Below are 22,728 nucleotides of genomic sequence, written 5' to 3' on the forward strand. Positions count from 1 at the left end.
CGCGTCGAGCGAGCGCTTCATCGCGCACGAATCGTCGGTCTGCACGCCGATCACCTTGATCTCGGGCCGCACCGCCTTCACGTACGCGGCCACGCCCGCCGCGAGCCCGCCGCCGCCGATCGGCACGAAGATCGCGTGGATTGGCCCCTGATGCTGGCGCAGGATTTCCATCGCGACCGTGCCCTGGCCCGCGATCACGTAAGGATCGTCGAACGGATGGACGAACGTGAGGCCGCGCTCGGCCTGCACCTTCACCGCGTGCGCGTAGGCGTCGCTGTACGATTCGCCCGCCTGGATCACCTCGACGGTCGGGCCGCCGTGCGCGCGCACCGCGTCGACCTTCACCTGCGGCGTCGTCACCGGCACGACGATCACGGCCTTCACGTTCATCCGCGCGGCCGAGAACGCGACGCCCTGCGCATGATTGCCCGCCGACGCGGTGATCACGCCGCGCGCGAGCGCGTCGGCTGGAATGTGCGCCATCTTGTTGTACGCGCCGCGCAGCTTGAACGAGAACACCGGCTGGTTGTCCTCGCGCTTCAGATAGACGGGGTTGTTCAGTCGCGCGGACAGATTGCGCGCGCGTTCGAGCTCGGTTTCGAGCGCGACGTCGTACACCCGGGCGGTCAGGATTTTCTTCAGATAATCGTGGGAGGCCATGAGAGGGCGTGAAAAGCGTGGATGCGGCGGAAAAAGGCAATGATAGCGCCAACCCTCGCCGTTTCGGCCTTAACTGAATGGTTACCGACCGTCCGGACGGCGAATCGGGCGCTTGCCGGGCGCCGTCGGGCGACTGAAAGGGGCGCGCGCCGCGCCGCGTCGCCGGCCGCAAACCCTCGTCGCCCGGGCGGCGCGGCGGATTCGACGGGTCATTCGGCCGCCGCGCCGACGATTAACGCGTTCGTCCAACCTGGGTTAGAATTTCGTTTTGAATCAAGGATCGGAAGATGCAAAGGCAGTCTCGGATCGTCCTGTTGAAGCCGTCGCCGCGCGCCGCGGGTCCTGCGGCGCAACGGCACGCGCGCCGCGCGCGATCGTGTTGACGGTACCGAGCGCCGCCGGGCCGTGTCGACCGGAGTCGCGCGTGAGCGCCTGCTCCGGCTCCTTGCGAAGCGGTCGTTCCGGAATCGCGCTCGAACGCGCGCTCCGGGCCCACGCAAAGCAGTCACGCGCCGGGTAACAGAAGATTTCCCCAAAATCGCGCACCACGCGCTTGCCGGATTCGCGCTCCTTCGTCGCGCGCCGGCCTCCGAATCGTCCGAACATGAACGCACCGCAAGTTTTCGATCCGCACGGCGCGGCAGCCGCCGTCGCCGCCGACCCCGCTCCGCGCCTGCGCGAAATCCCCTACAACTACACGTCGTTCTCCGATCGCGAGATCGTGATCCGCCTGCTCGGCGACGAAGCCTGGGCCGCGCTCGACGAGCTGCGCGCCGAACGCCGCACGGGCCGCTCGGCGCGGATGCTGTACGAAGTGCTGGGCGACATCTGGGTGGTGCGCCGCAATCCGTATCTGCAGGACGATCTGCTCGACAATCCGAAGCGCCGCGCGCTCCTCGTCGAGGCGCTGAACCACCGCCTGTCCGAGATCGAGAAGCGCCGCCGCGCGGATCTGTCCGAGCACGGCGACGTGGCGGGCCGCGAGCGCGCCGCGCGCGTCGAGATGCTCGCCGCGGCCGCGCAGCGCGCGGTCGACGAATTCGCGCACGAGTTCGAGAAGATGGCGGAGCTGCGCCGCCGCGCGACGAAGGTGCTCGGCCGCTGCACGCAGAAGGACAACATCCGCTTCGACGGTCTCGCGCGCGTGTCGCACGTGACGGACGCGACCGATTGGCGCGTCGAGTATCCGTTCGTCGTGCTGACGCCCGATACCGAAGCGGAAATCGCGAGCCTTGTGAAGGCGTGCTTCGAGCTCGGCCTGACCGTGATCCCGCGCGGCGGCGGCACGGGCTACACGGGCGGCGCGGTGCCGCTCACGCCGTTCTCGGCCGTGATCAACACCGAGAAGCTCGAGCAGCTGGGCGCCGTCGAGCTGACCGAGCTGCCGGGCGTCGCGCACAAGGTGCCGACGATCTTCTCCGGCGCGGGCGTCGTCACGCGCCGCGTGACCGAGGCGGCGGAGGCGGCCGGCTACGTGTTCGCGGTCGATCCGACCTCGCTCGACGCATCGTGCATCGGCGGCAACGTCGCGATGAACGCGGGCGGCAAGAAGGCCGTGCTCTGGGGCACCGCGCTCGACAACCTCGCGTGGTGGCGGATGGTCGATCCCGAAGGGAACTGGCTCGAAGTCACGCGCGTCGAGCACAACCTCGGCAAGATCCACGACATTCCGGTCGCGCGCTTCGAGCTCAAGTGGTTCGACGGCGCGCGCGCGCCGGGCGAGAAGCTGTTGCGCGCCGAGACGCTCGACATCGAAGGCCGGCGCTTTCGCAAGGAGGGCCTCGGCAAGGACGTGACGGACAAATTCCTCGCGGGCCTGCCGGGCGTGCAGAAGGAAGGCTGCGACGGCCTCATCACGTCCGCGCGCTGGGTGCTGCACAAGATGCCCGCGCACACGCGCACCGTCTGCCTCGAATTTTTCGGCCAGGCGCGCGAGGCGATCCCGAGCATCGTCGAGATCAAGGATTACCTGTTCGAGACGTCGAAGCAGGGCGGCGCGATCCTCGCGGGCCTCGAGCATCTCGACGAGCGCTACCTGCGCGCGGTCGGCTACGCGACGAAGAGCAAGCGCCAGGCGTTTCCGAAAATGGTGCTGATCGGCGACATCGTCGGCGACAACGCGGACGCGGTCGCGCACGCGACGTCCGAAGTCGTGCGGATGGCGAACGGCAAGAGCGGCGAGGGCTTCGTCGCGGTGAGCGCCGAGGCGCGCAAGCGCTTCTGGCTCGACCGCAGCCGCACCGCCGCGATCGCGAAGCACACGAACGCGTTCAAGATCAACGAGGACGTCGTGATTCCGCTCAACCGGATGGGCGAGTACACCGACGGCATCGAGCGGATCAACATCGAGCTGTCGATCAAGAACAAGCTGCAGCTCGTCGACGCTATCGAAGCGTTCTTCACGGCAGGCAGCCTGCCGCTCGGCAAGAGCGACGACGCGAGCGAGATCCCGAGCGCCGAGCTGCTCGAGGACCGCGTGCAGCAGGCGCTCGATCTGATGAAGCGCGTGCGCGCGCGCTGGGAATTCCTGCGCGACAAGCTCGACATGCCGCTGCGCGAGGCGCAGCACTATCTCGTCGCGCTCGGCTGCGAGGCGCTCGCGGAGAAGTTCGCGGACCGCGTCGACGCGCAGCCGGACGCCACCGTCTTCCACGTGGCGCAGGACCGCACGGTGCGCGTGTCGTGGAAGCAGGAAATTCGCGCCGAGCTGCGGCAGATCTTCAACGGCGGCGCGTTCAAGCCGATCCTCGACGACGCGCAGGCGATCCACAAGCAGGTGCTGCGCGGCCGCGTGTTCGTCGCGCTGCACATGCACGCGGGCGACGGCAACGTTCACACGAACATTCCGGTGAACTCCGACAACTACGAGATGCTGCAGGACGCGCACGCGGCGGTTGCGCGCATCATGACGCTCGCGCGCTCGCTCGACGGCGTGATCTCCGGCGAGCACGGCATCGGCATCACGAAGCTCGAGTTCCTGACCGACGACGAGATCGCCGAATTCCGCGCGTACAAGCAGCGCGTCGATCCGCAGGGCCGCTTCAACAAGGGCAAGCTGCTCGAAGGCGCGGATCTGCGCAACGCGTACACGCCGAGCTTCGGCCTGATGGGCTACGAGTCGCTGATCATGCAGCAGTCCGACATCGGCGCGATCGCCGAATCGGTGAAGGACTGCCTGCGCTGCGGCAAGTGCAAGCCGGTGTGCGCGACGCACGTGCCGCGCGCGAATCTGCTGTACAGCCCGCGCAACAAGATCCTCGCGACGTCGCTGCTCGTCGAGGCGTTCCTGTACGAGGAGCAGACGCGCCGCGGCGTGTCGATCAAGCACTGGGACGAGTTCAACGACGTGGCCGACCATTGCACCGTCTGCCACAAGTGCGCGACGCCGTGCCCCGTCAAGATCGACTTCGGCGACGTGACGATGAACATGCGCAACCTGCTGCGCAAGATGGGCAAGAAGAAGTTCAACCCGGGCAGCGCGGCGGGCATGTTCTTCCTGAACGCGACGAATCCGCAGACGATCAACGCGACGCGCGCGGTGATGATGGGCTTGGGCTACAAGGCGCAGCGCCTGGCGAACGACGTGCTGAAGAAGGTCGCGCAGAAGCAGACGGCGCACCCGCCGTCGACGACCGGCAAGCGGCCCGCCGTCGAGCAGGTGATCCACTTCGTCAACAAGAAGATGCCGGGCAACCTGCCGAAGAAGACGGCGCGCGCGCTGCTCGACATCGAGGACAACAAGATCGTGCCGATCATCCGCAACCCGAAGACGACGACCGTCGATTCGGAGGCGGTGTTCTACTTCCCCGGCTGCGGCTCCGAGCGCCTGTTCTCGCAGGTCGGCCTCGCCACGCAGGCGATGCTGTGGGAAGCGGGCGTGCAGACCGTGCTGCCGCCCGGGTATCTGTGCTGCGGCTATCCGCAGCGCGGCTCGGGCCAGTACGACAAGGCGGAGAAGATCGTCACCGACAACCGCGTGCTGTTCCACCGGGTCGCGAACACGCTGAACTACCTCGACATCAAGACGGTGGTCGTGTCGTGCGGCACCTGCTACGACCAGCTCGCCGGCTACGAATTCGACAAGATCTTCCCCGGCTGCCGGATCATCGACATCCACGAGTTCCTGCTCGAGAAGGGGCTGAAGCTCGACGGCGTGACGGGCACGCGCTACATGTATCACGATCCGTGCCACACGCCGATCAAGACGATGGACCCGGTCAAGCTCGTCAACGATCTGATGGGCGCGCAGCACGACGGCTACAAGATCGAGAAGAACGAGCGCTGCTGCGGCGAATCGGGCACGCTCGCCGTCGCGCGTCCGGACGTGTCGACGCAGGTTCGGTTCCGAAAAGAGGAAGAGATCAAGAAGGGCGCCGCCAAATTGCGTAACATTCCGGTGGTGTCGGGCAACGGCGCGAACGGCTCGGCCGCCGGCGTGTCGGACGTGAAGATCCTGACGAGCTGCCCGGCGTGCCTGCAGGGCCTGTCGCGCTACAACGAGGACGCGAACATCGAGGCCGACTACATCGTCGTCGAGATCGCGCGCCACATGCTCGGCGAGAACTGGATGGCCGACTACGTCGCGCGCGCGAACAACGGCGGGATCGAGCGCGTGCTGGTGTAAGGTGACGAACGTTCCACCAGTGAAGGAATTGACGATGGATTGCGTATTCTGCCGCGAAGATGGCGGCGAGCTGCTCTGGAAGGACGACGCGGTGCGCGTCGTCCTCGCGACGACCGAAACCGATTACCCGGGCTTCTGCCGGGTGATCTGGCATGCGCACGTCGCCGAGTTTTCCGATCTCGACGAGGCCGAGCGCGCGCATCTGATGCGGATCGTCTACGCGGTAGAGAAGGCGGTGCGGCGGGTGATGCAGCCGACGAAGGTGAATCTCGCGAGCCTCGGCAACCAGGTGCCGCACGTGCACTGGCACGTGATTCCGCGCTTCTCGAACGACGCGCATTTCCCGCAGCCGATCTGGGCGCCGCGCCAGCGGTCGGTGTCCGACGCGCTGCTGCGGCTGCGCGCCGCGCAGGCGACCCTCTTGCACAACGCGGTGCACGAGGAGATCGAGCAGGCGGTGAGCGGAGGCCGGGCATGAGCGGCCAGGCTTCGACGGCGCCCGTGCCGTCCGGCGTCGTCGTCCATGCGGTGTCGCGCGTGCTGGAGTTGCAGTATCCGAGCGGCGAGAGCTTTCGCGTGCCGTTCGAGCTGATGCGCGTCTATTCGCCGTCGGCCGAAGTGCGCGGCCACGGGCCGGGCCAGGAGACGCTGCAGACCGGCAAGCGCGACGTGACGATCACGGCGCTCGAGCCGGTCGGCAACTATGCGCTCAAGCCGACGTTCTCGGACGGCCATTCGACGGGCATCTATTCGTGGGAGCTGCTGTACGAGCTCGCGACCCGGCAGGACGCGCTCTGGCGCGAATATTTCGACAAATTGAAGGCGGCGGGCGTCGAGCGAGACGCGCCAATGCCGGCGGACTCGCTGCCGCGAGGCCACCACCACTGAACGACGGCGCCGGGCGGCGCCGTTTGCCATTGATAGAGGATCAACGCGATGAGCAAAACCCACTTCGGCTTTGAGACCGTCGAGGAAAACGAAAAAGCGAAGAAAGTCGCGGGGGTGTTTCACTCGGTCGCGAGCAACTACGATCTGATGAACGACTTGATGTCGGCGGGCCTGCACCGCGCGTGGAAGGCGTTCACGATCGCGCAGGCGAACGTGCGGCCGGGCTTCAAGGTGCTCGACCTCGCGGCCGGCACGGGCGATCTGACGAAGGCGTTCGCGAAGGCCGCGGGGCCGACGGGAGAAGTCTGGCACACGGACATCAACGAATCGATGCTGCGCGTGGGCCGCGACCGCCTGCTCGACAAGGGCGTCGTCACGCCGTCGCTGCTCTGCGACGCGGAGAAGCTGCCGTTTCCCGACAACTACTTCGACGTCGTCACCGTCGCGTTCGGCTTGCGCAACATGACGCACAAGGACGCGGCGCTCGCCGAGATGCGCCGCGTCGCGAAGCCGGGCGGCCGCGTGATGGTGCTCGAATTCTCGAAAGTCTGGGAGCCGCTGAAAAAAGCGTACGATCTCTATTCTTTCAAAGTATTACCGTGGCTTGGCGACAAGTTCGCGAAAGATGCCGACAGTTATCGGTATCTTGCTGAATCTATCCGGATGCACCCGGATCAGGACACGCTGAAGACGATGATGGAACAAGCTGGGCTCGACGCCGTCAAATATTACAATTTGTCAGGTGGCGTGGTAGCTTTACACGTGGGAACCAAGTATTAAGGGGTTCCATCCATACAATTTCCTTTCAGCTTGGAGGCCAGGATGTCCGAATCGCGTTCGTCGTTTAACCGCAGCAGAGAGCCGAAGTCGTTGGCGCGGCGAATCGGCACGTTCCTGATGGTCGGCCTCCTCGCCGCCGGCACGTTCGCGTCGCTCGACGCCGAGGCGAAGCGCATGGGCGGCGGCCGCAGCGTCGGCCGCCAGTCGCAGACGCTGCAGCAGCGCCAGGCGACGCCGCCCGCGCAGCAGCCGATGCAGCAGGCGGCGCCCGCCCAGGCGCCGCGCCAGCAGCCGGCGCCCGCCGCGCAGCCGAATCGCTCGCGCTGGCTCGGCCCGATCGCGGGGCTCGCGGCCGGCCTCGGCATCGCGGCGCTGCTGTCGCATCTGGGGCTCGGCGGCGCGTTCGCCAGCATGATGGCGAACGTCATCGTGATCGCGCTTCTCGCGATGGTCGGCATTTGGCTCGTCCGCAAGTTCATGAACCGGCGCGGCGCGCAGCGGCCCGCCTACGCGGGCGGCCAGCCGTCGCTGAACCAAGGCGGTTACGGCCAGGATGCGGGCGCTCGGCGCGAGGCGTCGCCGAACGGCGCGTTCGGGGGCTCGGGCAGTTCGTACGCGGGCGAAGCGCAGCGCGTGTTCGGCGGCGCGGCCGCCGCGACGACGGCCGCTGCGGCCGCCGCGCCTGCGGTGCCGGCGGGCTTCGATACCGAAGCGTTCCTGCGTAACGCGAAGGTCTATTTCGTGCGCCTGCAGGCCGCGTGGGACGAGGGCAACCTCGCCGACATCCGCGAATTCACGACGCCCGAGATGTTCGCCGAAGTGAAGATCGATCTCGACGGCCGTGGCGCGGGCGCGAACCAGACGGACGTCGTGCAGCTCGACGCCGAGCTGCTCGCGGTCGAGGATCGCGGCAACGAGCACTTCGCGAGCGTGCGCTTCCACGGCCTCATCCGAGAGGCGCAGGGCGCGGCGGCCGAGCCGTTCGACGAAGTGTGGAATCTGTCGAAGGCCGGCAGCCAGGGCTGGCTCCTCGCGGGCATCCAGCAGGCGAGCACGCACTGACGGAAGTCGTGCCGAGCGTCGCGCCTCGCGAGGCCGCGGCCGAACCGACGTTACAATAGAAGCCCGCGCAGGCGCCCTGCCTGCGCGGGCTTTTCATTGCCAGCCAGATGACCCTTGCCGCCAAGCCGTTTGCCGCCGCCGTCAATCACCTGCTCGCCCGCGAATCCTGGGCGCGCGACCGCCTGATTCCCTATGCCGGCAAGACCGCCCGGCTCGAAGTCCCGCCCGTGACGCTCGTGCTGCTCGTGCAGCCGGACGGCTATCTCGCCGCCGTCGACGCGCACGACGCGCGCCAGTTCGACGTGTCGATCGCGCTGTCGAGCGGCGGCACGGGCGGCCCGTTCGACGCGGCGGCCGCGTTCGTGCAGGGCGGTCAGGCGGCCGTGATGAAGCACGTGAAGATCGACGGCGACGCGGAGTTCGCGACCCAGATCGCGAAGCTTGCCGAGCACCTGCGCTGGGAGCCGGAGGAGGATCTCGCGAAGATCGTCGGCGACGCGGCCGCGCACCGGATCGCGACGTTCGTGCGTTCGACGGGCGAGCACGCGCGCCGTTCCGGCCGCAACGTGCTCGATTCGATCGCCGAATACTGGCTCGACGAGAACCCGCAGGTCGTGCGCAAGAGCGTGCTCGCCGATTTCGACGCGGAGCTCGCGCGGGCGCGGGACGGGCTCGCGCGCGTCGAGAAGCGGATCGAACGACTGGAGCAAAAAATCGACGCGCGCGCGGGCGGCAGCTCGCGACGCGCGCAGTGAGGGCCGCAAGGCATGCGCATTTTCCGTTTCGTCAAAATCGTCTTCACCGTCATCCGCTTCGGCCTCGACGAGGTGATGCTGTCGCGTATCGAAAACCGTCGCGTGAAGCTCATGCTGCGCATCACGACGATCGGGCGCCGTTTCTCCGATCCGCCCGCGGTGCGGCTGCGCCGCGCGCTGGAAAGCCTCGGGCCGATCTTCGTGAAGTTCGGCCAGGTGCTGTCGACGCGGCGCGATCTGCTGCCCGTCGATTTCGCGAACGAGCTCGCGAAGCTTCAGGACCAGGTGCCGCCGTTCGATTCGGCGGTTGCGATCGGTCTCGTCGAGAAGGCGCTCGGCGCGCGCATCGACGAGCTGTTCGATGCGTTCGAGCGGGAACCCGTCGCGAGCGCGTCGATCGCGCAGGTGCACTTCGCGAAGCTCAAGCAGGGCGAGCACAAGGGCAAGGCGGTCGCGGTCAAGGTGCTGCGTCCCAACATGCTGCCCATCATCGATTCCGATCTCGCGCTGATGCGCGACATCGCGACGTGGGCCGAGCGCCTGTGGGCGGACGGCAGGCGGCTCAAGCCGCGCGAGGTCGTCGCCGAATTCGACAAATACCTGCACGACGAGCTCGACCTGATGCGCGAGGCGGCGAACGGCAGCCAGCTGCGCCGCAACTTCGCGGGGCTCGACCTGCTGCTCGTGCCGGAGATGTTCTGGGATTACTCGACGCCGAGCGTGCTCGTGATGGAGCGGATGGCGGGCGTGCCGATCAGCCAGGTCGACACGCTGCGCGCGGCGGGCGTCGACATTCCGAAGCTCGCGCGCGAAGGCGTCGAAATCTTCTTCACGCAGGTGTTCCGCGACGGCTTCTTCCATGCGGACATGCACCCCGGCAACATCCAGGTGAGCCTCGATCCGAAGCATTTCGGGCGCTATATCGCGCTCGATTTCGGCATCGTCGGCGCGCTGTCCGATTTCGACAAGAATTACCTCGCGCAGAACTTCCTCGCGTTCTTCAAGCGCGACTATCATCGCGTTGCGACGCTGCATCTCGAATCCGGCTGGGTGCCGCCCGATACGCGCGTCGAGGAGCTCGAAAGCGCGATCCGCGCGGTCTGCGAGCCGTACTTCGACCGCGCGCTGAAGGACATCTCGCTCGGCCAGGTGCTGATGCGCCTGTTCTCGACGTCGCGCCGCTTCAACGTCGAAATCCAGCCGCAGCTCGTGCTCTTGCAGAAGACGATGCTGAACGTCGAGGGGCTCGGCCGTTCGCTCGATCCGGAGCTCGATCTGTGGAAGACCGCGAAGCCGTATCTCGAGCGCTGGATGGCCGAGCAGATCGGGCTGCGCGGCTGGTACGAGCGCTTCAAGGTCGAGGCGCCGCAGTGGAGCAAGACGCTGCCGCAGCTGCCGCGCCTCGTCCATCAGGCGCTCACCGCGCATCACGAGGCGCCGCGCGCGATCAGCGACGACCTGATCCGGCAGATACTCGTCGAGCAGAAGCGGACCAACCGGCTGCTGCAGGCGCTCCTCGTGTTCGGGCTCGCGGTCGGCGCGGGCGCGGTGATCGCGCGGGTGCTGATCGTCATCGCGTACGGCGGCTGAGCGCGGGGCGCAGAATTCAGACGAGCGCCGCCCACAGCCGGCGCGGGAAAGGCGAGCAACGGGTATGACGAGCGAAACGAAGAAATCCGATGTGGCCGCGCATGCGGCGGGCGATGCGAAACCGGCGAGCGCGGCGGCTTCGGCGATCCCGGCCGCTCCGGCTACTTTGGCTACTTCGGGCACCACGGCCGCGCCTGCCGCTCCGGCCGCGCCCGCCGCTCCGTCCGAATCGTCCGAATCGTCCGAGGCGAAATTTGCGACGCGTGACCCGGGCGACGCATCGTTCTGGGACGAGCGCTTCGAGCAGGGCTTCATCCCGTGGGACGCCTCGCGCGTGCCGGATGCGTTCGCCGCGTTCGCCGCGCGGCATCCGGCGCGCCCCGTGCTGATCCCGGGCTGCGGAAGCGCATATGAGGCGCGCTGGCTCGCGCGCGCCGGCTGGCCCGTGCGGGCGATCGACTTCTCCGCGCAGGCGGTCGCGGCCGCGCGCCGCGAGCTGGGCGACGACGCGGAGCTCGTCGAGCAGGCCGACTTCTTCACGTACGCGCCGCCGTTCGTCCCGCAATGGATCTACGAGCGCGCGTTCCTGTGCGCGATCCCGACAAGCCGCCGCGCCGACTACGCGCGGCGAATGGCCGAACTGCTGCCGGCGGGCGGCTTCCTCGCCGGCTTCTTTTTCATCGGCGCGACGCGCAAGGGGCCGCCGTTCGGAATCGAGCGCGCGGAGCTCGACGCCCTGCTTTGCCCATACTTCGCGCTCGTCGAGGACGAGCCCGTCGCCGATTCGCTGCCCGTGTTCGCCGGACGCGAGCGCTGGCTCGCGTGGCGCCGCTTGTAGCGGGCCCGCTGGCGCGGACCCGGGGTGGCGTCCGCCTTTCGGCTATAATTCAAGGCTTTGCAAGCCTTTTATACCGGTTATTGTTTCTGCGGGAAAATACCATGCCGATCTACGCCTATCGTTGCGAAGCGTGCGGTTACGCGAAGGATGTGCTTCAGAAGATGAGCGACGCGCCGCTGTCGCAGTGCCCGGAATGCGGGAAGGACGCGTTTCGCAAGCAGGTCACGGCGGCTGGGTTTCAATTGAAAGGTTCGGGCTGGTACGTGACGGACTTCCGCGGCGGTTCGGGCGGCAAGAGCGCGTCGGCAGGCGCGTCGGCCGCGGACGGCGACAAGGCGGGCGGCGACAAGGCGGCAGCGCCCGCCGCCGCATCGGACGGCGCGGCGGCGAGCGCGCCGGCCGCGCCCGCGCCCGCCGCCGCGCCCGCGAGCAGCACTTGACGGCTGCGCCGCCCGTGTCGGCGGCGCGCTCCGCGCCTGGCGAACCGGCGCGATTTTTCGACGGCAGATGATGAAAAAGACGACCCTCAAATCGGTGTTTTTGACCGGACTCCTGGTTCTCGTCCCGCTCGCGATCACGCTGTGGGTGCTCGGGCTCATCATCGGCACGATGGATCAGACGCTGCTCCTGCTGCCCGAATCGTGGCAGCCGGAGCGGCTGCTCGGCTTCCGGCTGCCGGGGATCGGCGCGGTGCTGACGCTCGCGTTCATCTTCGTCGTCGGGCTCGCGACGCAGAATTTCATCGGCCAGAAGCTCGTCACCTGGTGGAATGCGGTCGTGCGGCACATTCCCGTCGTCGGGCCGATCTACACGAGCGTGAAGCAGGTGTCCGACACGCTGCTGTCGAGCAGCGGCAACGCATTCCGCAAGGCGCTCCTCATCGAGTATCCGCGCCGCGGCGCCTATACGATCGCGTTCCTCACCGGCACGCCGGGCGGCGACGTGGTCAATCACCTGAAGGAAGAGTACGTGAGCGTCTACGTGCCGACGACGCCGAATCCGACGTCCGGCTTCTTCCTGATGGTGCCGAAAAGCGAGGTCGTCGAGCTCGACATGTCGGTCGACGCCGCGCTCAAGTACATCGTCTCGATGGGCGTCGTCGCGCCCCCGGCGCCCGCGGCCGCGCCCGCGCGCCGCCCCGTCGAGCCGCCTATGTAATGCCCGGGAGAGAGCGGCTCTCCCCGTTGACCACTACGAAAGAAAGCAAACATCATGTCGATGCGAACTGAATACTGCGGTCTCGTGACCGAACACCTGCTGGGCCAGACGGTGTCGCTGTGCGGCTGGGTCCAACGTCGCCGCGATCACGGCGGCGTGATCTTCATCGACCTGCGCGATCGCGAAGGGCTCGTGCAGGTGGTGTGCGATCCGGATCGCGCCGAAATGTTCACGGCCGCCGAAGGCGTGCGCAACGAGTTCTGCATCCAGGTGAAGGGCCTCGTGCGCAGCCGTCCGGAAGGCACGGTCAACGCCGGCCTGAAGAGCGGCAAGATCGAAGTGCTGTGCCACGAGCTGAACGTGCTGAACGCGTCGGTCACGCCGCCGTTCCAGCTCGACGACGACAACCTGTCGGAGACGACGCGCCTCACGCACCGCGTGCTCGATCTGCGCCGTCCGCAAATGCAGCACAACCTGCGCCTGCGCTACCGCGTCGCGATCGAGGCGCGCAAGTACCTCGACGAACAGGGTTTCATCGACATCGAAACGCCGATGCTGACGAAGAGCACGCCGGAAGGCGCGCGCGACTACCTCGTGCCGTCGCGCGTGAACGCGGGCCAGTTCTTCGCGCTGCCGCAGTCGCCGCAGCTCTTCAAGCAGCTCTTGATGGTCGCGAACTTCGATCGCTACTACCAGATCACGAAGTGTTTCCGCGACGAGGATCTGCGCGCCGACCGCCAGCCGGAATTCACGCAGATCGACTGCGAGACGTCGTTCCTCGGCGAGCAGGAAATCCGCGACCTGTTCGAGGACATGATCCGTCACATCTTCAAGACGACGATCGACGTCGAGCTCGACGCGAAATTCCCGGTGATGCCGTATTCCGAGGCGATGGCGCGCTTCGGCTCGGACAAGCCGGACCTGCGCGTGAAGCTCGAATTCACCGAGCTCACCGACGCGATGAAGGACGTCGACTTCAAGGTGTTCAGCACGCCCGCGAACACGAAGGACGGCCGCGTCGCGGCGCTGCGCGTGCCGAAGGGCGGCGAGCTCACGCGCGGCGACATCGACGGCTACACGGAATTCGTGCGCATCTACGGCGCGAAGGGTCTCGCGTGGATCAAGGTCAACGAGCGCGCGAAGGGCCGCGACGGCCTGCAAAGCCCGATCGTCAAGAACCTGCACGACGCGTCGATCGCGGCGATCCTCGAGCGCACGGGCGCGCAAGACGGCGACATCATCTTCTTCGCGGCGGACCGCGCGAAGGTCGTCAACGACAGCCTCGGCGCGCTGCGCCTGAAGATCGGCCACTCGGAGTTCGGCAAGGCGAGCGGCCTCGTCGAGTCGGGCTGGAAGCCGCTGTGGGTCGTCGATTTCCCGATGTTCGAATACGACGACGAGGACGCGCGCTATGTCGCCGCGCACCATCCGTTCACGAGCCCGAAGGACGAGCATCTCGAATACCTCGAGACCGACCCGGGCCGCTGCCTCGCGAAGGCGTACGACATGGTGCTGAACGGCTGGGAAATCGGCGGCGGCTCGGTGCGTATCCACCGCGAGGACGTGCAGAGCAAGGTGTTCCGCGCGCTGAAGATCGGGCCGGAAGAGGCGCAGGCGAAGTTCGGCTTCCTGCTCGACGCGCTGCAGTACGGCGCGCCGCCGCACGGCGGGATCGCGTTCGGCCTCGACCGCATCGTCACGATGATGGCGGGCGCCGATTCGATCCGCGACGTGATCGCGTTCCCGAAGACGCAGCGCGCGCAGTGTCTGCTCACGCAGGCGCCGAGCCCCGTCGACGAGCGCCAGCTGCGCGAGCTGCACATCCGCCTGCGCCAGCCGGAGCAGCCGAAGGCGTAAGGCGCGCCGCGCGCCGGCCGCGGCCGAATCCGGTTTCCGGATCGGCCCGCGCTCGGCGCGGCCGGCGGCAACCGACCGCATTCGGCCACTGTCTCCGGCCACCGCATTCGATGGCGTTTGGCTGGCATCGGCGGTAGCCGAAGGAAACCGCAGAAATGGGCGCGCAATGCGCCTTTTTCGTTTTTTGCGGTACAGTCGGACCCATGGTTTTTTGACGGTGCCGCGCTGCCCGCCGTTTCGCGCGGGCTGGCGCCGATGACTTCCCGATGACGAAACCGCCGAAAATCCCCGAATCCGTCCTTGTCGTGATCCATACGCCCGCGCTCGACGTGCTCGTCATCAAGCGCGCCGATCAGCCCGACTTCTGGCAGTCCGTCACGGGGTCGAAGGATGCGCTCGACGAGCCGATCGCCCAGGCCGCCGCGCGCGAAGTCGCCGAGGAGACGGGCATCGTCGTCGGCAGCCCAGGCGTTCCGCCCGCCGCGCTCGTCGACTGGCATCACGCGATCGAATACACGATCTACCCGCAATATCTGCACCGCTACGCGCCCGGCGTCACGCGCAACATCGAGCACTGGTTCAGCCTCGAGGTGCCGGGGCGCGTCGACGTGACGCTGTCGCCGCGCGAGCACACCGACTATCTGTGGCTGCCCTATCGCGACGCGGCCGCGCGCTGCTATTCGCCGTCGAACGCCCAGGCGATCCTGCAGTTGCCCGAGCGCCTCGCGTCGCGCGCCGCATGAGCGGCAAGACTCGCCACCGTCTCGCGCAGTTGCGGCAGATGTTCCTGCACGAGCGCGGCTCCGCGTCGCGGCTCGCGTTCACGTCCGGCAATGTGGTGCGGCTTTGCGACGGCGGCGCGGCGTTCTTCCCCGCGCTGATCGAGCGGATCGACGCCGCGCGCGAGCGCATCGCGCTCGAAACCTACATCTTTCGCGACGACGCGGTGGGCCGCGCGGTCTCCGACGCGCTGATCCGCGCGGCCGCGCGCGGCGTCCACGTGCGGGTCATCACCGACGGAATCGGCACCGAGCGCCTGCCGCTGTTCGGCACGTGGCCCGACGCGGGGGTCGAGCACCAGATCTACAACCCCTATCTGTTCGGCCGCTTCGGCTTCTCGCGCACGCACCGCAAGCTCGCGGTCGTCGACGACGCGCACGCGTTCTGCGGCGGCATCAACATCGTCGACGACTTCGAGCAGAACGGCGAGCGCCTGCCGTATCCGCGCTGGGATTTCGCGCTCGAGCTGCAAGGGCCTGTCGTCGCCGACATACGCGCGGCGTTCGAGGTGCAGTGGCACCGGATCGCGGCCGGCCACAAGCGCTTTGCGGAGTTCATGCCGCACGGCGTCGACAGCCCGGCGTTCGCCGCGCGCTTTCGCCGCTGGATGCGCAGCCACCGCTGGGTGAAGGCGGGCGCGCTGCGCAACGTGACCGAGCCTAGCGCCGCGTTCGTCGCGCGCGACAACGTCGTGAACCGGCGCGCGATCGAGAAGGCGTATCTCGCCGCGATCGGCCGCGCGCGCCAGTCGATCCTGCTCGCGAATCCGTACTTCATGCCGGGGCGCAAGCTGCGCCGCGCGCTTGCCGGCGCGGCGCGCCGCGGCGTCGACGTGCGGATACTGATCGGGCGCAACGAATTCGCGTCGCTCGATATGGCGGTGCCGTTCCTATATCATGCGTTGCTGCGCTCGGGCGTGCGGGTTGCCGAATACGACCGGACGATGCTGCACGGCAAGGTCGCGGTGATCGACGATCATTGGGCGACCGTCGGCTCGTCGAATCTGGACGCGCTCAGCCTGATGCTGAACAATGAGGCGAACGTCGTGCTCGTGCGGCACCGCGAAGAGACGGCCGCGCTGCGCGACGCGATCGCCGCCGCGTTCGCCGACGGCCGCGAGATCGACCCCGCGCTCTACGCGGCGCGGCCCGCCGTCGAGCGGTTCCTCAACTGGTTCGCGTACACCGCGTACCGGGGCGCGATGAAGCTTCTGACGGTCGGCGGATACGACTAAGCATTCGCTTCATTCGCTTGCGCAAGCGGCGCGCCGCGGCCTGCACAGGGCCTCCTCCCAAGGGCGCGCGACCCTGCAAAATAGCGGGGACGGTTAGAAACCGATTTCTAATAATTTCCTTGTTTCGCCGACGGCCGCACTCAATAATAGTACGGCCGTTCGATTTTATTCGGTCACCTTGAACGGTTATTAAAAGCTATGCGAAAAGGCGAACAGACGCGTGCCGCGATACTCGAAGCAGCATTGGACCTTGCCAGCCGTGACGGGCTCGAGGGCCTGACGATCGGCCTGCTGGCCGAGCGCATGCAGATGAGCAAGAGCGGCGTGTTCGCGCACTTCGGATCGCGCGACGACTTGCAGGTCGAGGTCGTGCGCGAGTACCACCATCGTTTCGAGAACGAGGTGTTCTTTCCGAGCCTGCGCGAGCCGCGCGGTTTGCCGCGCTTGCGGGCGATGCTCGCGCGCTGGATCGAGAAGCGCATCCAGGAAGTGACGACGGGGTGCATCTACATCAGCGGCGCCGTCGAATACGACGATCGCCCGGACAGCGCGGTGCGCGAGCAGTTGATCGCGAGCGTGAAAGCGTGGCGCGCCGCGCTGCTGCGCGCGATTTCGCAGGCGAAGGAAGAAGGGCATCTGCGTGCGGACACAGATCCGAACCTGATGCTCTTCGAGTTGTACAGCTTCACGCTCGGTCTGCATCACGACGCACGCTTCCTGCATCAGCCGGACGCCGTGCGCCTCACGTGGGCCGCGCTTGAAAAGACGATTGTTTCGTACCAGAGCGAGAGCCGTTAGCGGCGGCACGACCGCCGCCGGGGAGCTCGAGCCGATTGCCTTATCTTGGAGAGAGTCATGGGACAGTACGCCGCGCCGTTGCGCGACATGCAATTCGTGTTGCACGAGCTTCTGAACGTCGAAGCCGAGGTCAAGCAGATGCCCAAGCATGCTGATCTCGACGCCGATACGATCAACCAGGTGCTCGAGGAGGCGGGCAAGTTCTGCTCGGAGGTGCTCTTCCCGCTCAACCAGGTCGGCGACCGCGAGGGCTGCACGTATGTCGGCGACGGCGTCGTGAAAACGCCGACGGGCTTCAAGGAAGCGTATCAGCAGTACGTCGAGGCCGGTTGGCCCGCGCTCGGCTGCGATCCCGATTACGGCGGCCAGGGCCTGCCCGCGTTCGTCAACAACGCGCTGTATGAAATGCTGAATTCGTCGAACCAGGCATGGACGATGTATCCGGGCCTGTCGCACGGCGCGTACGAATGTCTGCACGCGCACGGCGCGCCGGAGCTGCAAAAACTCTATCTGCCGAAGCTCGTGTCGGGCGAATGGACGGGCACGATGTGCCTGACCGAGCCGCACTGCGGCACCGACCTCGGCATCCTGCGCACGAAGGCCGAGCCGAACGGCGACGGCACGTATTCGATCACCGGCACCAAGATCTTCATCTCGAGCGGCGAACACGACCTCTCGAAGAACATCGTTCACCTCGTGCTCGCGCGCCTGCCGGACGCGCCGAATGGCACGAAGGGCATCTCCCTGTTCATCGTGCCGAAGTTCGTCCCCGAGGCGTCGGGCGAGCCGGGCGAGCGCAACGGCGTCAAGTGCGGCTCGATCGAGCACAAGATGGGCATCCACGGCAACTCGACGTGCGTGATGAACCTCGACAACGCGAAGGGCTGGATGATCGGCGAGCCGAACAAGGGCTTGAACGCGATGTTCGTGATGATGAACGCCGCGCGTCTCGGCGTCGGCATGCAGGGCCTCGGCCTCACGGAAGTCGCGTACCAGAACTCGCTCACGTACGCGAAGGAGCGCCTGCAGATGCGCTCGCTGACGGGCCCGAAGGCGCCGGACAAGCCGGCCGATCCGATCATCGTTCACCCGGACGTGCGCCGCATGCTGCTCACGCAGAAGGCGTACGCGGAAGGCGCGCGCGCATTCACGTACTGGTCGGCGCTGCAGATCGACAAGGTGCTGTCGCACGGGGATGAGGCGGTGCGCAAGGAGGCGGAGGATCTCGTCGCGCTGCTCACGCCGATCATCAAGGCGTTCCTGACCGACAACGCGTTCGAGTGCACGAACCACGCGATGCAGATCTACGGCGGCCACGGCTTCATCTCCGAATGGGGCATGGAGCAGTACGTGCGCGACGCGCGGATCAACATGATCTACGAAGGCACCAACTCGGTTCAGGCGCTCGACCTGCTCGGCCGCAAGGTGCTGGGCGACATGGGTGCGAAGCTGAAGAAGTTCGGCAAGATCGTCGCCGAGTTCGTCGAGGCGGAAGGCGTGAAGCCCGAAATGTCCGAATTCGTCACGCCGCTCGCCGACATCGGCGAGAAGGTGCAGAAGCTGACAATGGAAGTCGGCATGAAGGCGATGCAGAACCCGGACGAAGTGGGCGCGGCTGCCGTGCCGTACCTGCGCACCGTCGGTCATCTGGTGTTCTCGTACTTCTGGGCGCGGATGGCGCGCATCGCGCTCGACAAGGAAGCGTCGGGCGATCCGTTCTACAAGTCGAAGCTCGCGACCGCGCGCTTCTACTTCGCGCGCCTGCTGCCGGAAACGGCGGCGTCGATCCGTCTCGCGCGCGCCGGCGCGAAGACGATGATGGAAGTCGACGAAGCGCTGTTCTAACGCGACCGCCGGGCGGCGCGCGACGCGCACCGCCCGAACGACCGATTCTTAGCACTCACACGCCGCGCGCGCGTCCTCACGACCGGCGACGCGCGGCTCAATCCGGAGGAGTCCCGTGAGCAATTTCAACATTCGCAAGGTCGCCGTGCTGGGCGCCGGCGTGATGGGCGCGCAGATCGCCGCGCATCTCGTCAACGCGCGCGTGCCGGTGCTGCTGTTCGATCTGCCCGCCAAGGAAGGCCCGAAGAACGGCATCGCGCTGAAGGCGATCGAGAACCTGAAGAAGCTGTCGCCCGCGCCGTTCGGCGTGAAGGACGACGCGAAATATCTCGAACCCGCGAACTACGAAGACGACATCGCGAAGCTCGCCGACTGCGACCTCGTGATCGAGGCGATCGCCGAGCGGATGGACTGGAAGCACGACCTGTACAAGAAGGTCGCGCCGCACATCGCTTCGCACGCGATCTTCGCGACCAACACGTCGGGCCTGTCCATCACGACGCTGTCCGACGGCTTCGCCGACGAGCTGAAGGCGCGCTTCTGCGGCGTGCATTTCTTCAACCCGCCGCGCTACATGCACCTCGTCGAGCTGATCCCGACCACGCACACGCGCGGCGAAATCCTCGACCAGCTCGAAACGTTCCTGACGAGCGTCGTCGGCAAGGGCGTCGTGCGCGCGAAGGACACGCCGAACTTCATCGCGAACCGCGTCGGCATCTTCTCGATCCTCGCCGTGATCACCGAAGCCGAGAAGTTCGGCCTGCGTTTCGACGAAGTCGACGATCTGACCGGCAGCCGTCTCGGCCGCGCGAAGTCGGCGACGTTCCGCACGGCGGACGTGGTCGGCCTCGACACGATGGTGCACGTGATCAAGACGATGCAGGACAACCTCGCCGACGATCCGTTCTTCCCGGTCTACAAGACGCCCGCCGTGCTCGCGAAGCTCGTCGAGCAGGGCGCGCTCGGCCAGAAGACGGGCGGCGGCTTCTACAAGAAGGAAGGCAAGGCGATCAAGGTGCTCGACGCGAAGACGCTTTCGTACGTCGATTCCGGCGCGAAGGCGGACGAGACCGTCGGCCGCATCCTGAAGCGCCCGCCCGCGGAGCGCCTGAAGCTCCTGCGCGAGACGCAGCATCCGCACGCGCAGTTCCTGTGGTCCATTTTCCGTGACGTGTTCCACTACATCGCGTTCCACCTCGAGTCGATCGCCGACAACGCGCGCGACGTCGACCTCGCGATCCGCTGGGGCTTCGGCTGGAACGAAGGCCCGTTCGAAGGCTGGCAGGCCGCGGGCTGGAAGCAGGTTGCCGAGTGGGTGCAGGAAGACATCGCGGCCGGCAAGGCGCTCGCCGGCGTGCCGCTGCCCGCGTGGGTGCTCGAAGGCGTCGTCGCCGACCAGGGCGGCGTGCACACGGCCGAAGGCTCGTGGTCGCCCGCGACGAAGCGCTTCGCGCCGCGCTCGAATCTCGCTGTCTACGACAATCAGGTGTTCCGCGCGCCGCTGCTCGGCGAAGCGGGCCGCGATCCGAAGACGTTCGGCAAGACGCTGTTCGAAACCGACTCGGTGCGTGCGTGGGTGGACGACCGCGCGGGCGAGGACGACGTCGTGATCGTGTCGTTCAAGTCGAAGATGAACACGATCGGCCCGGGCGTGATCGACGGCCTCGCGCAGGCGATCGATCTCGCCGAGAAGGATTACAAGGCGGTCGTGATCTGGCAGCCGACGTCGCTCAAGCTCGGCAATCCGGGCGGCCCGTTCTCCGCCGGCGCGAACCTCGAAGAGGCGATGCCCGCGTTCATGATGGGCGGCGCTGCGGGCATCGAGCCGTTCGTGAAGAAGTTCCAGGAAGGCATGCTGCGCGTGAAGTACGCGCACGTGCCGGTGGTCGCGGCGGTGTCGGGCCTGGCGCTCGGCGGCGGCTGCGAGCTGATGCTGCATAGCGCGAAGCGCGTCGTGCACGTCGAGAGCTACATCGGGCTCGTCGAAGTGGGCGTCGGCCTCGTGCCGGCGGGCGGCGGCCTGAAGGAAGCGGCGCTGCGCGGCGCGGAAGCGGCGACGGCCGCGGGCATGACGAGCGAGCTGCTCAAGTTCCTGACGAAGTCGTTCGAGAACGCGGCGATGGCGAAGGTGTCGATGTCCGCGCACGAAGCGCGCGCGATGGGCTACGTGAAGCCGTCCGACACGATCGTGTTCAACGTGTTCGAACTGCTCGACGTCGCGAAGAAGGAAGCGCGCGGCCTCGCGGCGGCGGGCTACCGCGCGCCGCTGAAGGCGAAGGAAATCCCGGTGGCCGGCCGCTCGGCGATCGCCACCATCAAGGCCCAGCTCGTCAACATGCGCGACGGCCGCTTCATCAGCGATCACGACTTCCTGATCGCGAGCCGCATCGCCGAGGCGGTGTGCGGCGGCGACGTCGAGGCCGGCAGCACGGTCGACGAGGAATGGCTGCTCGCGCTGGAGCGCCGTGCGTTCGTCGAGCTGCTCGGTACGCAGAAGACGCAGGAGCGGATCATGGGCATGTTGCAGACCGGCAAGCCGGTTCGCAACTGATCGGGTCGAGCGGACAACTTTGCATGGGACCGGAGTCGGCGCTGAGGCGCCGGCTCCGGTCGACAGGAGCGAGAAATGAGCAAACAGTTGCAAGACGCATACATCGTCGCCGCAAGCCGCACGCCGATCGGCAAGGCGCCCCGCGGTGCATTCAAGAACACGCGCCCGGACGAGCTGCTCGTCCACGCGATCAAGTCGGCGATCGCGCAGGTGCCGGAGTTCGACACGAAGCTGATCGAAGACGCGATCGTCGGCTGCGCGATTCCCGAGGCCGAGCAGGGCCTGAACGTCGCGCGGATGGGCGCGCTGCTCGCGGGCCTGCCGAACACGGTCGGCGGCGTGACGGTGAACCGCTTCTGCGCGTCGGGCGTCACCGCGCTCGCGATGGCGGCGGACCGCATTCGCGTCGGCGAATCGGACGCGATCCTCGCGGCCGGCGTCGAATCGATGAGCATGGTGCCGATGATGGGCAACAAGCCGTCGATGTCGCCGCACATCTTCGATCGCAACGAAGACGTCGGCATCGCTTACGGGATGGGCCTCACGGCCGAGCGCGTCGCCGAGCAGTGGAAGGTGAGCCGCGAGGACCAGGACGCGTTCTCGGTCGAATCGCACCGGAAGGCGCTCGCCGCGCAGCAGGCGGGCGAGTTCAAGGACGAGATCGCGCCGTACACGATCATCGAGCGCTTCCCGAATCTCGCGACGGGCGCGATCGACACGAACACGCGCGTGATCGCGCTCGACGAAGGTCCGCGTGCGGACACGTCGCTCGAAGGCCTCGCGAAGCTGAAGACGGTGTTCGCGAACAAGGGCTCGGTGACGGCGGGCAACAGCTCGCAGACGTCGGACGGCTCGGGCGCGCTCCTCGTCGTGTCTGAGAAGGTGCTCAAGCAGTTCAACCTGACGCCGCTCGCGCGCTTCGTCAGCTTCGCCGTGCGCGGCGTGCCGCCGGAGATCATGGGCATCGGCCCGAAGGAAGCGATTCCGGCCGCGCTGAAGGCGGCGGGCCTGAAGCAGGACGACATCGACTGGATCGAGCTGAACGAGGCGTTCGCCGCGCAGTCGCTCGCCGTGATCCGCGATCTCGGCCTCGATCCGTCGAAGGTCAACCCGGTCGGCGGCGCGATCGCGCTCGGCCACCCGCTCGGCGCGACGGGCGCGATTCGCGCGGCAACCGTCGTGCACGGGTTGCGCCGTCGCAACCTGAAGTACGGGATGGTGACGATGTGCGTCGGCACCGGCATGGGCGCGGCGGGCATCATCGAGCGCCTCTGAGCGGAGCGCGCGACGCATGATGACGACGGTGCG

General features: G+C 67.1%; 18 protein-coding genes and 2 pseudogenes. 18 read left to right on the plus strand and 2 right to left on the minus strand.

The genetic code is table 11. The features are described 5' to 3' along the window. Nucleotides 1-660 (minus strand): pyridoxal-phosphate dependent enzyme (locus X946_RS20075; RefSeq protein WP_038751152.1); only part of this gene is annotated, 660 nt, incomplete at its 3' end. Here X946_RS20075 and X946_RS36725 point away from each other — a divergent pair. Next, nucleotides 649-734, plus strand: a pseudogene (locus tag X946_RS36725) (DNA methyltransferase); the annotation flags it as partial. The gene X946_RS20075 and the pseudogene X946_RS36725 sit on opposite strands and share 12 nt — an antisense overlap. 158 nt (nucleotides 735-892) lie before the next feature. Here the strand turns inward: X946_RS36725 and X946_RS36900 are convergent. After that, a pseudogene (locus X946_RS36900) lies at nucleotides 893-1,294 on the minus strand (hypothetical protein). Here X946_RS36900 and X946_RS20080 point away from each other — a divergent pair. The 17 genes from X946_RS20080 (at nucleotide 1,265) to X946_RS20160 (ending at nucleotide 22,695) form a co-directional block, all read left to right on the plus strand. Further along, on the plus strand, nucleotides 1,265-5,284 hold the full coding sequence (locus X946_RS20080) for a DUF3683 domain-containing protein (protein ID WP_038751218.1): 4,020 nt from the start codon (nucleotides 1,265-1,267) through the stop codon (nucleotides 5,282-5,284). The pseudogene X946_RS36900 and the gene X946_RS20080 sit on opposite strands and share 30 nt — an antisense overlap. A 34-nt stretch (nucleotides 5,285-5,318) precedes the next feature. After that, nucleotides 5,319-5,762 (plus strand): HIT family protein, encoded by a 444-nt coding sequence (locus X946_RS20085; RefSeq protein ID WP_038751154.1) that lies wholly within the window; start codon nucleotides 5,319-5,321, stop codon nucleotides 5,760-5,762. After that, on the plus strand, nucleotides 5,759-6,172 hold the full coding sequence (locus tag X946_RS20090) for a gamma-butyrobetaine hydroxylase-like domain-containing protein (RefSeq protein WP_038751156.1): 414 nt from the start codon (nucleotides 5,759-5,761) through the stop codon (nucleotides 6,170-6,172). Before X946_RS20085 ends, X946_RS20090 begins: the two co-directional genes overlap by 4 nt. Nucleotides 6,173-6,220: 48 nt before the next feature. Next, nucleotides 6,221-6,952, plus strand: coding sequence for a bifunctional demethylmenaquinone methyltransferase/2-methoxy-6-polyprenyl-1,4-benzoquinol methylase UbiE (gene ubiE / locus X946_RS20095; protein WP_038751157.1), 732 nt, complete (start codon nucleotides 6,221-6,223; stop codon nucleotides 6,950-6,952). A gap of 42 nt (nucleotides 6,953-6,994) precedes the next feature. After that, entirely contained in the window at nucleotides 6,995-8,014 is a 1,020-nt protein-coding gene (locus X946_RS20100; protein ID WP_052145131.1) for a Tim44 domain-containing protein, read from the plus strand. A 107-nt stretch (nucleotides 8,015-8,121) separates the two neighbouring features. Next, the gene (locus tag X946_RS20105) at nucleotides 8,122-8,769 is read left to right on the plus strand and encodes a ubiquinone biosynthesis accessory factor UbiJ (RefSeq protein ID WP_038751161.1); all 648 of its coding nucleotides are present in this window, start codon (nucleotides 8,122-8,124) and stop codon (nucleotides 8,767-8,769) included. Between the two features lie 12 nt (nucleotides 8,770-8,781). After that, nucleotides 8,782-10,359, plus strand: coding sequence for a ubiquinone biosynthesis regulatory protein kinase UbiB (gene ubiB, locus X946_RS20110; RefSeq protein WP_038751162.1), 1,578 nt, complete (start codon nucleotides 8,782-8,784; stop codon nucleotides 10,357-10,359). Between the two features lie 64 nt (nucleotides 10,360-10,423). Beyond that, nucleotides 10,424-11,197, plus strand: a complete 774-nt coding sequence (locus X946_RS20115) for a methyltransferase domain-containing protein (protein ID WP_038751164.1) — start codon at nucleotides 10,424-10,426, stop codon at nucleotides 11,195-11,197. Between the two features lie 101 nt (nucleotides 11,198-11,298). After that, nucleotides 11,299-11,637, plus strand: a complete 339-nt coding sequence (locus tag X946_RS20120) for an FmdB family zinc ribbon protein (RefSeq protein ID WP_038751166.1) — start codon at nucleotides 11,299-11,301, stop codon at nucleotides 11,635-11,637. A gap of 67 nt (nucleotides 11,638-11,704) precedes the next feature. Further along, nucleotides 11,705-12,355, plus strand: coding sequence for a DUF502 domain-containing protein (locus X946_RS20125; RefSeq protein ID WP_038751168.1), 651 nt, complete (start codon nucleotides 11,705-11,707; stop codon nucleotides 12,353-12,355). A 54-nt stretch (nucleotides 12,356-12,409) separates the two neighbouring features. Further along, the gene (aspS, locus tag X946_RS20130; RefSeq protein ID WP_038751170.1) at nucleotides 12,410-14,212 is read left to right on the plus strand and encodes an aspartate--tRNA ligase; all 1,803 of its coding nucleotides are present in this window, start codon (nucleotides 12,410-12,412) and stop codon (nucleotides 14,210-14,212) included. 266 nt (nucleotides 14,213-14,478) lie between these two features. After that, nucleotides 14,479-14,955 carry a dihydroneopterin triphosphate diphosphatase gene (gene nudB / locus X946_RS20135; RefSeq protein ID WP_038751172.1) on the plus strand — a complete coding sequence of 159 codons (477 nt, stop codon included), beginning with the start codon at nucleotides 14,479-14,481 and terminating at the stop codon, nucleotides 14,953-14,955. Further along, nucleotides 14,952-16,226 carry a cardiolipin synthase ClsB gene (gene clsB / locus X946_RS20140; RefSeq protein WP_038751174.1) on the plus strand — a complete coding sequence of 425 codons (1,275 nt, stop codon included), beginning with the start codon at nucleotides 14,952-14,954 and terminating at the stop codon, nucleotides 16,224-16,226. Before nudB ends, clsB begins: the two co-directional genes overlap by 4 nt. A gap of 198 nt (nucleotides 16,227-16,424) precedes the next feature. Then, nucleotides 16,425-17,024 (plus strand): TetR/AcrR family transcriptional regulator, encoded by a 600-nt coding sequence (locus tag X946_RS20145; protein WP_004522799.1) that lies wholly within the window; start codon nucleotides 16,425-16,427, stop codon nucleotides 17,022-17,024. A 57-nt stretch (nucleotides 17,025-17,081) separates the two neighbouring features. Further along, nucleotides 17,082-18,869 carry an acyl-CoA dehydrogenase C-terminal domain-containing protein gene (locus tag X946_RS20150; protein ID WP_038751175.1) on the plus strand — a complete coding sequence of 596 codons (1,788 nt, stop codon included), beginning with the start codon at nucleotides 17,082-17,084 and terminating at the stop codon, nucleotides 18,867-18,869. A 115-nt stretch (nucleotides 18,870-18,984) separates the two neighbouring features. After that, nucleotides 18,985-21,420 (plus strand): 3-hydroxyacyl-CoA dehydrogenase/enoyl-CoA hydratase family protein, encoded by a 2,436-nt coding sequence (locus tag X946_RS20155; RefSeq protein WP_038751176.1) that lies wholly within the window; start codon nucleotides 18,985-18,987, stop codon nucleotides 21,418-21,420. A 75-nt stretch (nucleotides 21,421-21,495) separates the two neighbouring features. Continuing rightward, the gene (locus tag X946_RS20160; protein WP_038751178.1) at nucleotides 21,496-22,695 is read left to right on the plus strand and encodes an acetyl-CoA C-acyltransferase; all 1,200 of its coding nucleotides are present in this window, start codon (nucleotides 21,496-21,498) and stop codon (nucleotides 22,693-22,695) included. The last annotated feature ends 33 nt before the right edge of the window (nucleotides 22,696-22,728 follow it).

Source organism: Burkholderia sp. ABCPW 111, assembly GCF_000773065.1.
In the GTDB taxonomy this organism is placed as follows: Bacteria; Pseudomonadota; Gammaproteobacteria; order Burkholderiales; family Burkholderiaceae; genus Burkholderia; species Burkholderia savannae.